Source organism: Marinifilum sp. D714 (genome assembly GCF_030851345.1).
Lineage (GTDB): Bacteria > Bacteroidota > Bacteroidia > Bacteroidales > Marinifilaceae > Marinifilum.
Genome location: NZ_JALPNU010000005.1, coordinates 47166 through 59106 on the forward strand (window position 1 = coordinate 47166; position 11941 = coordinate 59106).

At 35.9% G+C, this 11941-nt stretch carries 9 protein-coding genes; all 9 read right to left on the minus strand.

From position 1 onward, the window contains the following. Window positions 1–3: 3 nt before the first annotated feature. The 9 genes from M0051_RS07080 to M0051_RS07120 all read right to left on the minus strand — a co-directional run bounded on the left by M0051_RS07080 (window position 4) and on the right by M0051_RS07120 (window position 11917). The gene (locus M0051_RS07080; protein ID WP_306740833.1) at window positions 4–1143 is read right to left on the minus strand and encodes a TlpA disulfide reductase family protein; all 1140 of its coding nucleotides are present in this window, start codon (window positions 1141–1143) and stop codon (window positions 4–6) included. A gap of 168 nt (window positions 1144–1311) precedes the next feature. Beyond that, complete coding sequence (locus M0051_RS07085; protein WP_306740834.1) at window positions 1312–2811, minus strand: RagB/SusD family nutrient uptake outer membrane protein; 1500 nt, start codon at window positions 2809–2811, stop codon at window positions 1312–1314. Between the two features lie 12 nt (window positions 2812–2823). Beyond that, window positions 2824–6288, minus strand: a complete 3465-nt coding sequence (locus tag M0051_RS07090; protein ID WP_306740835.1) for a TonB-dependent receptor — start codon at window positions 6286–6288, stop codon at window positions 2824–2826. 294 nt (window positions 6289–6582) lie between these two features. Then, entirely contained in the window at window positions 6583–7770 is a 1188-nt protein-coding gene (locus M0051_RS07095; protein ID WP_306740836.1) for a FecR family protein, read from the minus strand. A 243-nt stretch (window positions 7771–8013) separates the two neighbouring features. Beyond that, a complete protein-coding gene (locus tag M0051_RS07100; RefSeq protein ID WP_306740837.1) occupies window positions 8014–8571 on the minus strand; it encodes an RNA polymerase sigma factor in 558 nt (185 codons plus the stop codon). A 284-nt stretch (window positions 8572–8855) separates the two neighbouring features. Next, complete coding sequence (locus tag M0051_RS07105; protein WP_306740838.1) at window positions 8856–9263, minus strand: hypothetical protein; 408 nt, start codon at window positions 9261–9263, stop codon at window positions 8856–8858. Between the two features lie 83 nt (window positions 9264–9346). Next, window positions 9347–9724 (minus strand): hypothetical protein, encoded by a 378-nt coding sequence (locus M0051_RS07110; RefSeq protein ID WP_306740839.1) that lies wholly within the window; start codon window positions 9722–9724, stop codon window positions 9347–9349. A 76-nt stretch (window positions 9725–9800) separates the two neighbouring features. Further along, window positions 9801–11027 carry a DUF4302 domain-containing protein gene (locus M0051_RS07115; protein ID WP_306740840.1) on the minus strand — a complete coding sequence of 409 codons (1227 nt, stop codon included), beginning with the start codon at window positions 11025–11027 and terminating at the stop codon, window positions 9801–9803. A 5-nt stretch (window positions 11028–11032) separates the two neighbouring features. Then, window positions 11033–11917 (minus strand): putative zinc-binding metallopeptidase, encoded by an 885-nt coding sequence (locus M0051_RS07120; RefSeq protein WP_306740841.1) that lies wholly within the window; start codon window positions 11915–11917, stop codon window positions 11033–11035. Between the last annotated feature and the right edge of the window lie 24 nt (window positions 11918–11941).

Consider the following 11941-nt stretch of genomic DNA (forward strand, 5'->3'; position numbering starts at 1 on the left):
TTATTACAGCCCGAATAATTCTTCTAATTTTTTATCCAACTCCTCGCCATGAAGTAGTTTGGCAATGATAATTCCTTGTTTATCTATTAAAACAGTAGAAGGCAGATAATCCATTCCATATGAAGTGATCACTTTAGCAGTTCTTACGGGTCCTTCGGTTGGGAATTCATCGGCTACATTCAACCAAGGAAGTTCATCATCTTTAATAGCTTTCTTCCAGGCTTTGTGATTACTATCATTGGTTACTCCTAAAATTTCAAATCCTTTAGCATGATATTTCCCATATAATTCCTTCATATGTGGAAAAGAGGCACGACAGGGCTTGCACCAAGATGCCCAAAAATCAACCAACACTATTTTTCCTCTTAAGTCTATCAAACTTAAATCCTCTCCTTCAGGGGTTTTCAATGTAAAATCAGGAGCAGGTTTTCCTGGTTGAATGCTCTCCTTTATTCTGATATCGTTCATTACATTCACAACTCTTTCATTCTTCTGGGATTCGGCTGGAAGTAAATCATAGATCTCTTTCACTTCTTCAGCTGTCGTAATTTTTTGAACTACCCAAAATATTTGTGATACGAAGTATTGATCTAAATTATCACGAATCAGTTTCAATTGAGCAGTTTTTACCTCTTCTTCTAAATTTGGAGCCAAAGCTTGTAGCTTTTTATTCAGTTCTATAAATTCATCGTGATCCTTAGTCTTCTTTATTTTGGCAACAATTTCTGTTGCATTGGCATATCTTTCATGTCTCAGGATCTCGAACTTCATATTATGAAAACGTGTAATCAATTCTTGATTTTTACCACCTATCATTTCAATCTGTTGAATGTATCCTCTTTCCGCATCCTTAATATCAGCATTTAGCGTAATGTTTCCATTTTCTAATATGGCACTCATACTCACATTCTTCTTCAACAAACGAAGCGCATAGGTTGAGGTTGGCAAACTTTCTATCTCAAATCGAAATTTACCATTTAAAACATCAACTGTATCAATACCCAGCATGTCTCTTCCCTGGAAAGTCCCCAATACTATTTTATCCTTTGTTACTCCTTTAATATTTCCATCAAGAGTAAACTGATTTTTATTACTGCACGAAAAAAGTGCAAGCATACCAACTAATGTAATTAAGTATTTCATGTTAAAATCATTTTTGTGCAATGCACAGTTAAACTAAGTCATCCAAACTGAAAAGTGATTCTGTAAGAGAAGAAAGAATTGAACTTCTCCGAAAAAAATGGAACGGAAGTAGATTTTGTAATAAAAGAGTACCAGACTCTCTAGGTATGAGAGTCTGGATTTTATATTTTATTCGTAGGATGGATTTTGTTCTACTATAAATCCACCTGCCTGAATTGATTCAAAAGGTATTGGTAAGATAAACTTATCGGAATTAGTTGCACTCGCCTTAACATCCGAAACCTGGAATCCTGTTCCAAAACCATCAGCATGATCAAAACGCACCAAGTCGAACCATGATTCACCACCTTCAGCCTGAAGCTCTACTAATTTTTCCATACGAATGGCTGTCAAGAATTCATCAAAGCTGATACTTACTGGATAAATCTCAAATCCATCAACTCCTGTGTTTGTAGCTCCACGTTGAGCTCTTAGTGTATTTAAAGCATCTAAAGCCTCAGTGGTAACGCTATTGGCTGATCTTGCACTTGCTTCCGCTAGAATAGTATAGACTTCCGCCATTCTCATATGATAAATCATTTCGTAGGTCCCTTCAGAAAAGTAAGAAGTATACTTGCTGGTCCAATAACCACCATAAGATGTATTCACATTTAAGACAGATGCTGTTCTACCACCATCCACTGCAATTTTCTGAGTTCCTATTAATAGTGAATCTGCTACTGCATCAACATATTTTTGAGAAATTGCTATAGAGAAGCCACTGTAGAAATTACCAATTCCTAATCCAGCATTCGACTCTCCCCTTGAACCAAAAATAATTTCTGGATTTTGAAATAAGGCATCTGAGGTATGAGGCTGAAATTGATCAGCATAATTGGCCGCTAAATCAAAATCAGCTCCCGAATTATCAATTACATCTTTTGCAACAACTGAAGCATTAGCATAATCACCTTTGTAAAGGTATACCTTAGCCTTTAAAGCTTTTGCAAATGTTTTGTTTACATACCATTTAGCTCTTAACTCTGGAGCTTGAGCAATACCTTTGTCTAAATCTTCAATTATTAAATCGTATGTTTCCGAAACAGTATGTCTAGGAAAAGCTTCAGAATTGGTAGCTGGTTCTGTTCTTAGATTTACACCGTATTTTGAATCTGAATCATAAAACTGACCGAACAACCTTAGCAAATAAAAATGCCCCATTGCTCTTAGCGTATATGCTTCTCCTTCCATTTCAGTTTTTCTGGCAGGATTATCAAAATCTTCTTCGCCTAGTTTATTCAGATTCTGCAATAACCAATTGGCTCTACTTACCAATTCATACATTTTTGAGTAAGCACCTAATTGACTGCTAGCTCCTACTGATATTGGCTCATTATTAGCCCAACCCATATTTTCAGGTCTTGTGCTATTATAGAATGAATTTTGTCCATACCCGCTTAAAACATCAGGAAATAAATGTATCTCAGGTCCGTAATTTGCCTGACGAAATGTGGCATACACACCAGTAAGTGCAAGTTCTGCAGAAGCCTCATCTACAATTGCTGTTTCTGCAGGAACAGAATACAATGGATCAAAATCATCCAATTCTTTAGTAATATCATCACAAGCTACCATACTAAGCAATCCTACCCCTAATACAGCTATATATATTTTTTTTAATAGTTTCATGGTCTTTCAGATTTAAAAAGTTACGTTTAATCCTACAGTATATGTTTTTGCTTGAGGATAGGCATACCCTCCATCCGATGTTAAATCAACAGTGGATCCACCTCTTTGAGAATTAACACTTTCTGGATCTAAACCTGGATAATCTGTAATTGTCACTAAATTGTTACCACTCAATGAAATTTTAGCATTGTACACACCAATTTTTGACAATAGAGATTTTGGTAAATTATAGGTTAACGAAAGTGATCTAAGTCTAATGTATGATGCATCAACAACAGATTTCGAAGTTGGAATATAACCGTGTGAAGAAGAACCTAATCTTGCATATTTAGCATCAGTATTTTCCGGAGTCCAAGTCTCGAAAACAATTCTGCTAGAATTACTTTGTACATTAGCATAACTTAAATTGGTTATTGCATCATAAGCTCTTTCAGAACCTTGCACAAAAGCCCAGTTCATACCCAATTCAAAATTCTTGTAAGAAATTCTATTATTCCAGCCACCATAGTATTCCGGATTAATATCCCCTAAAGCTACTCTATCATCATTGGTAATTTTACCATCACCATTCGCATCTCTAAATATATAATCCCCTGGTTGCGTTAAAGAAGACTGATATTGTCCTCCAGCGGATGCATTCAAATCATCAATTTCCTCTTGAGTTTGAGCAATTTTAATTACATCATAACCACTAACAACTCCAATAGGTTCACCTTCAATAATTCCTGAACTACCGTACTGAGAAGTCGATCCTCCATTCAATGCATCTACCTTATTTTCTACAAATGAGATATTAAAAGCCGAAGTCCATGTGAAATTTTTGCCTCGTATGATATCTCCTCCCAACATAATCTCCCATCCTTTGTTGGAAACATCAGCAATATTATTTTGCCATCTTGAAGATCCCGTTTCTGAAGGGATTGCGACTCCTAAAATAATATCACTTGTATTCTTCTCGAAATACACTAACTCACCATACAAACGATTATTAAATAATCCGAACTCTAAACCTAAATCCAATTGATCTGTTGTTTCCCATTTGATTCCGGTATTTGGCACTCCTGTAACCACAATCCCATTCACTCCATCATAAAAAGAATAGCCATTTTCTTGTGATTGGTAATATGCCAAATATGAAAAAGAAGGTAAGTTGTCAGAACCTGTACGGCCTAAACTTGCTCTTACTTTTAATTTGTTAATCACCTCATCTCCTTCTAAAAAGTCTTCGTGATGGATATTCCAAGCTAACGCACCTGAAGGAAAGAAACCTCTTTGATTCTCTGGACCAAACTTTGTAGATCCATCATATCTTGCTGTAAATGTTGCCATGTAGCGATTATCGTAAACGTAATTGATACGACCAAAAACAGAATTCAATCCATTCTCTATTGATTCACTACTATAATCATCCACAATGTTTGCCGAATTAATATTTGTCATGATATCATCATCCGGAAAACCTCTATAGGTCTGAGACTCCAAGTCTAAGCGAGACCTATCCCATGAAATACCAGCCATAGCATTAAACTTATGAACGTCATTAAATGTTTTATTGTATGTTAAAACATTTTCAAATGCTATTGCATATCCATCATTTCTCTGCTTGTACAATCTTCCGCCAGGTTCTGAATAGTATACTTCATAAAACTTTGCATTAGAAGTATATGAAGGGGTATAATTTGAAGTACGATCATTGTTAAGGTTAATATTAATGGCTGTTCTTAATTTCAGATCTTTCAATATTTCCAATTCACTATACACAGAACCATAAATATTTTGTGATATCGCTTTGTTTCTCACTTTTGCAGCATCGCCAAGAGGGTTAAATAATTCCCCAAAATTGGCATCTTGATAGGTTGTGAAGGAACCATCTTCATTATACGGTGCGATATCTGGCCTGAATGCTCCGTCGGATAACCCCATAATTCCAGAAGATTTATTCACCGCATAATTGTAGTTTATCGATGTACCAACTTTAAATCGCTTGGAAATATTAGCATCCAAACTTGAACTTAAGTTATATCGCTTAAATCTGTTCCCTAACATTAAACCTTCCTGATCTGAAACTGTGGCCGACACCATATAATTTACAGACTCCGAACCTCCGGATACATTCATATTGTATTGCGTCCAAAGCGCATTCTTATTTGTTACTTCATCTTGCCAATCAGTATCTGCATCTCCAAAATAACCATCCGGATCTGAAACAATTTGCATTTGAGTTGGATAAACAAACGACCACCATTCCTCAGGATATGTACTATTATCTAGAGTTGCTTGAGCTTGTTCTGTCACGAATCCCTTAAATTCCTCAGCATTCATGTAATCAAACTTGTCTGTAGGATTTTGAATCGTAGCATTCACGGAAAAATTAACCTTAGGAGCCATATTTCTCTTACCACGTTTTGTTGTGATCAAGATAACACCATTAGCGGCTCTAGATCCATAGATTGCTGCTGCAGAAGCATCTTTCAACACATCAACACGCTCAATATCATTCGGATTAATTGATAACAATGGATTTTCTCTTTGCCCATAAGTACCCAAACCGAGTGTTCCAAAGTTTGGATTCTGAATAATAGGTACACCATCAACTACATACAATGGCTGGTTATCTCCAGTAATTCCACTTAAACCTCGAATGTGAACAATATTTCCTGAACCAGGTGCACCACCACTTGACGAAACATGAACACCAGTCATCTGACCAGCAAGTGCAGCATCAATTGTTTGAGTTTTTACCAATTGTAATTCTTCTGATTTTACTGTTGCAACCGTACCTGTAAGGTCTTTCTTATCAACCTTACCATATCCAACAACAACAACCTCTTCCATTTGTTCTGTATCAGGAGTAAGAGTTACATTTATTGTAGTTTGTCCTGTATATGTAACTTCTTGCGGCATCATTCCAATAAATGAAAATACAAGTATTTTTGTTCCCTCTGGAATAGCGAGCGTATAGTTACCATCAATATCTGTAGCAGTACCTGTTGAGGTTCCTTTTACAAGTACTGAAACACCAGGTAAACCAAGACCTTTATTATCAGTTACCATACCAGTAACTTTCTTCTCTTGCTTTACAGGAGTTGCAACAGCTATTGGAGCTACAAATTCTCTTTCTGAGATAATGATCACATTGTCTTCTAATTCGTAATCAAGATCACGTTCGTACAATACATCCTCCAATAATTCTTTTAAATCTTCGTGGTTTACCTCAAGATTTACAGATTCCTTGCTTAGAACCAAATCATAATTGTAAAGGAATTCATAATCGGTCTGATCAGCGATCTCCGAAAAGAATTCGATCAGGTTAGCATTATGCATACTCATGTTTACCATCGCATTCTGCCCTTTCACATTTGCCGATAGTTGTAAAACACCAACCAGCATCAACATCGTAAGCAACTTCATACGCATTAAAGTTTTCTTCCACCTTCTTTTCTCAAAAAAGGAGGTGATTCCAAATGAATTTTTCATAAATTTGTAAGGATTACAGTTACACATATGTATTCATCTATTGATTCCACTCAGCGATGAATACGGTAATTATTATCATTTCGGGTTTGTTGGTAGCAAACCCGTTTTTTTGTTTCTATATATTGGGTTTTGTTAGTAACTAGCCACTAGCAATTCATCATCTTGGTTTAATTGTAATTATTTTCCTTCTAAACACCCCTCTAAATCTCCCCTAAAAGGGAGACTTTCTGGTTGGTATAAGTTCGAAAACATCCTACTTTATTCGTCATTGTTAATTCGTAATTCCTAATTGATTTAGTATTGTTTCTGAACTATTATGGTATTGTCCTTAAAGAAAAACTTCACTTCATTGGTTTTCTCAATCATTCCCAACAATCGATCCAGACTTTCGTATCGTTTTAAAGTTCCCGTAAAGTTGATATCTCCAGCTTCGTTGTTTTGGTAGAATACTTTCACATCGTACCAACGAGAAACCTTATTCATGATATCGCATAGACTTGATTGCTCAAATACAAACTTTCCATCTTTCCAGGAAGTATACAGATCAACGTTAACTTTCTTATTTTCTAGGTCTCTGGCATCCTTCGAAAATACAGCCTGATATCCGGGATCAAGCAATACATTTGTCTTCGGATTTTTACTATCCATTACTGCCACGCTCCCTTCTACCAAAGTGGTTTGAATGGCTTTATCATCAGCATAAGAAGAGACATTGAATTGAGTTCCCAAAACTCTTACATCCACTCCTTGTGTTTTCACGATAAATGGTCGACTCTTGTCTTTGCTCACCTCAAAATAGGCTTCTCCTTCCAACAATACAACCCTCTCATCTTTGGGAAATTTTGTAGGATATCGCAACCTGGTTTCTGAGTTTACCCACACTTTAGTTCCATCTTCCAGTTCCAACTGAAACTCTCCCCCACGAGGCACAACCAAACTGTTGTAACTTATTAACTCGTTTGCCTTGTTGCTAGCATCATAAACCAAACCTGTACCTGTTTTGTTGATCACAGTTCCATCATTCTCCTTGATTGCACTCTTTTTACGATCTGCATCTAAATCCAACACTTTACCATTGGCTAAAACCAGCTCAGCTTTATTTGACCCTGGCTCCATGGCTGTCAGCCATTGCTCTTCCTGTGAAATACCCGAATCTTCATGTCCCAGGTACATCATCACCGAAAACAAACCAATTATCAATAAAATGGATGCAGCATAAGGCAATACTTTCCTAAAAGTTCTTAAGCGTAATTCTTTTCGAGATTCTCTCATTTTATCAAGATGCTTCTCAAAAGCTCTGTCCACATTTGCTTCACGGGCCATTAATGACTTTTTGGCTTCGGACGAAAATTGCTTTAACCCCAAGTAGAATCGTTTATTTCCATTATTGCTCAACCATGCTTCCAGCTCCTTATTCTCTTCGCTGGTAGTGGCTTGTCCCCCTAGTGACCTGGAAATAATATCAATAATTCTTTCTTCCATTTGTAATTTTTTTCAATCTATAGATATCGTGTATACACCCTTATGACAAAGCAGCTTTGAAATGATGTGAAAAGATTCAGAACTTTTTTTTGATTTTCTCAAAAAAAGGTCATGTATAAGATATAAAATTCTGATTAGATGAAAAATAGAAGAAAGTCTTGAGAAAATCCAAGTTAAGTCAAAAGAGTATTGAAGAGTTGAAACTATCTTGGGAGCTTAAAGCTTGTGGCCTGAAGCTGATAGCTATTTATGAAAGAAAAGTATATAGAACAAATGAGGAGATTTTAGTTTTTCGCGCAACATCTTAAATGCACGAACCATATGAGTTCTGACGGTATTCATGGTTACCCCCAATTCCTCAGCAGCTTCGTTATAGGTATATCCACTTACACAGCAAAGCATAAACACCTCTCTGCACTTTTCGGGAAGTTCATTAATCGCAGAATAAATTTGCTGAGAATTTTCAATACTCTGCTCATTGGCTTTGGGAGCTGATTCTTTTTCCTCTAAATGCTCTATGTCGTGAATCAATTTATTTTCGCGCTTTAAATAATTCAAACATGCATTTTTAACGGCACGATAGATGTATGATTGTAAGTTTGAAGTAACCGATTTGTATCGCTTCTTTTCCCAAAATTTGATAAAAAAGTCCTGAACCACATCCTCTGCAGCCTCGCTATCCTTTAGTATGCTATTGGCCCACAAGAACAAATCCTGGTAGTAATGTTTAAAGAATGCCTCGTACGCTTTACGACTTCCGCTACGCAACAGTTCATCCAAAATGTATTTTGACTCAGGCATGTGGTTATTTAGAATAGTGGGTTAGTGCAAGCAAAAATAGAAGTTTTTTTTGAAGAAGGAAATCAAACAAATTTCTAAGCCAGTTTATCTAGGATAGAAAACAACTTTTTTCCGCACTAGAAATAGTCTGTTTCCAAGGCGTTATTGATTGGTTTCCGCACTAGAAACGTTTGATTTCCGCACTAGATATTTTTTAAGCCATACGGACATAAAAAAAATGCTGCCAAAGCAGCATTGTATCACAGCCAAATATTTTCTAATAAGTCAATTTTTATTTGATTTTATTAATTTAGAGATATGGGATCATCAGGATGGGCTTCGTTCCACATGGCAATAAATTCTTCTTTGCTCTTGCCAATATTTGTTTTGTTCTCGATATTTCCGGTAAACCCTCCCTCTACATTTAATGCACTCTTGATGTAGCGATCGAGCCTGTGCGATACTGAAATTTCTCCTTCGGTATCTATTTCTGGAAGGTATGTACCCAAACCTTCCAGTTTTACACCTTGTCCTTGCTTGTTAAAGAAAATAACAGTGTCGGCCAACTCAGCGAGTACCATCTGAATTTGTCCTTTGTTTAATCCGGTTCTGGATGCTATAAATTCTACCACCTGTTTCATTCCTGCAGTTTTTGCAAGTTTTATTTTAGGTATAAACGTGTTTAATGCTTTTATAAATTTGCCATAAGACATGTGTGTTTAGTTAGTATTATTGTATTTAATATCAACTCTAAACAATTGGCTGCACTTGTTTAAAACAACACATTTAAGATGAACTAATATAGGTTAATTCTGCTTTTTTCGACTCGGGTAAGGATAAGAGCATAAAGTATTCCAAAAACAGGAGCAATTAATAATATAAATTTTAATTCCAGATTGACATACAAAAGTATTCCTATTCCTGCTCCCATTAAAAGACCAAATGCCAGAGAAGAAGTTCTTTTCATTTGTTTCTCTTCTACCTCCAGCTTTCTTTTGAAAAACAAAGCCCAAAGCATGTACAGAAAAAGTAACAAGTAAAATATTAATCCAAGTAAGGCAAAATAGATTTTCCACTCCATCGAAGAGTTAGTCAATACATCGTACAAGATATAAGCAGAGTATGCCAAGAATAGGATTGATGGGATGATTCTTAAAATTTTAGACAAATTCATATTGAAATATATTAAAAATGCCCCTGCAGAAAGCAGGTGCTTTGCAGGGGCATAAGTATTAATAATTCACCACTTACTAATTCTTATTTAAAATAAACCAGACATCAGGATCTTTCTCACTAGTTAGTTTGGCCCTAGTAGGATTATCTTCATCATCTAATTCCACTTTATAAGGAGCGTTATCTGCAACAACGTCAATCAATGGCATAAGATGGGTATAAAAACTCCAATTGAAACCATCACCAACTTTGGTAATATCCAAATATCCTGCTTTACCTTTTACCCCACCAAAAATAACATTGTATTGAGCTAACCATTTATCTGAGTAGATATAAATACCAGTAGCTCCTTGTCCAGGTCCCATTTGTAGGAATTGAGATAAAGTTTCTCCGTAGGTTTGACCATTCGCAATGTAAACCTTCTCCCATTCCGTTCTAATTGCGTCTGATCTATCAGTTTCCGCCCCAATATTACAATACCAACGAGTACTCTTCATATCAATAGGGCTTGAAATAACATCGATAACTACTTCACCATTTTCAGACACTAATTGGTTTGTAGCTTTGTCCAATATTAATTCACTAATATCATTCCCAAGAATTGAAATTTCCTTATAAAACTCAATTCCTTTGTCAGTGACAATAAATGCTTCATCTACTACTTTATTCTCCCCTCCTTCTGAATAGGTAAACTCTAAACGGTTGTAATTGGAAATTACCATTACTTCAGCACCTCCAACATTCCCTTCAAATGTAGCTCCTTTAAGTACTTTAGAGATACTTTTTAACTTCATCAGGTATTCTTCAGGTGTTTCTGTCAATTTAATTAGACGCAAATCATTGCCTGTTTTATTCCCTTGTAGAGTGATTACATCATCATTATTAGACATTAACAAAAACTCAAAGTCACCACCTTTTGCGTTGTATTCATCAGCAGAAGGGGTGGCATATTTATGCATCAAAGAGTTATATGTATTAAATGTAAGAACAGGTCCACCATAAGCAATTACATCATACATAGAAGTTTCAGGATCAGCCTCACCTTCCATCCATACTATAACACTATCTTGTTCTTTAAATTTCACAATATAATTGTAACCTCCATACTTCTGCTCCTCTTCAGGAAAATACTGAAATAACCAGCCATTTTCTGCTGATTTCAAAGCCTCATCGTATTCCTTAATGGCATCGGTTTTTCTTTCTGCTGCAGTTTGTTCGAACAGGTCCTCTGATTCATTGTCACATGAAACAGCACCAATTCCCAACAACAAAGCAAACAGCACTAGATATATATTTTTCTTCATAGTTCTTATTCAATTGTTATGTTATCAAGATCTTGTTCATCTAACTTTTCAGCACGCGTTGCAATCGCTGTACGAAGTTCATCCATATCAATATTCCAAACTTCTTTCATGTATGACTTTACAATGGTCATTTTTTGAGTAAGTTTTGCTTTACCGGAATCACTAGCAGGTTCAAGTTTAGCAGCCCATGATGCTTCTGTATTGGTAATGTAGTGCGCAATTAGCTCTACAAAATCTTCATTTGGCTCCTTACTGGAATAGTCACTAATAAAGCCTGCATCCAAAGAAGATTTTCCATCCCATGCATCGTTCCACGAACCACCAACATAATCAGTTGAAGAAATCTTATCAAAATCAGTAGTATAATCTTTGGTTTGATGCAAGATGTGAGAGAACTCATGGAAAATGGTACGGAAGTACATCTCATATAGCATCTCAACATTGGTCACATCTAAGTTATTGATGTTGTACAATGTAATTTTTAATCCGCCCTCAGCAGTACCCAATACCATGGTTCCATTGTTACGATAGGCTGCAGAACCAACCATCATGAACATTTTTGGGAAATATTTCTTTAAGAAATCACTTGGAGCGACTTCTTCGTAAGAATCCAAACAAAGGTATTTTACCAAATTGGCCATCTTAATAGAATTCTCGTAAGTAGCTGGTACCAATTGATAGTTCATATCCGACTCAACATCCTCCCATTTGTATAGGAACTGGATATTGTAAGGTTCTGTTAATATATTCTCCAGATATTTGTCGAAATCATTCTTCTCGCCTTTTTCAAGACTGATCACACTAATGTCTGTATTTGGATCATCATCGTCGCAAGCGCCGAAAACAAAAACCATGATAACAAGCATTAGTAAATATTTTAATCTATTCATTTTTTGTTCATTTACTAGTTAGTA

Excerpts from the sequence above, each read along its gene's own strand:
- M0051_RS07105 (WP_306740838.1), bottom strand. The coding sequence starts at position 9,263 with ATGTCTTATGGCAAATTTATAAAAGCATTAAACACGTTTATACCTAAA.
- M0051_RS07090 (WP_306740835.1), bottom strand. The coding sequence starts at position 6,288 with ATGAAAAATTCATTTGGAATCACCTCCTTTTTTGAGAAAAGAAGGTGG.
- M0051_RS07100 (WP_306740837.1), bottom strand. The coding sequence starts at position 8,571 with ATGCCTGAGTCAAAATACATTTTGGATGAACTGTTGCGTAGCGGAAGT.
- M0051_RS07115 (WP_306740840.1), bottom strand. The coding sequence starts at position 11,027 with ATGAAGAAAAATATATATCTAGTGCTGTTTGCTTTGTTGTTGGGAATT.
- M0051_RS07120 (WP_306740841.1), bottom strand. The coding sequence starts at position 11,917 with ATGAATAGATTAAAATATTTACTAATGCTTGTTATCATGGTTTTTGTT.
- M0051_RS07095 (WP_306740836.1), bottom strand. The coding sequence starts at position 7,770 with ATGGAAGAAAGAATTATTGATATTATTTCCAGGTCACTAGGGGGACAA.
- M0051_RS07085 (WP_306740834.1), bottom strand. The coding sequence starts at position 2,811 with ATGAAACTATTAAAAAAAATATATATAGCTGTATTAGGGGTAGGATTG.
- M0051_RS07080 (WP_306740833.1), bottom strand. The coding sequence starts at position 1,143 with ATGAAATACTTAATTACATTAGTTGGTATGCTTGCACTTTTTTCGTGC.
- M0051_RS07110 (WP_306740839.1), bottom strand. The coding sequence starts at position 9,724 with ATGAATTTGTCTAAAATTTTAAGAATCATCCCATCAATCCTATTCTTG.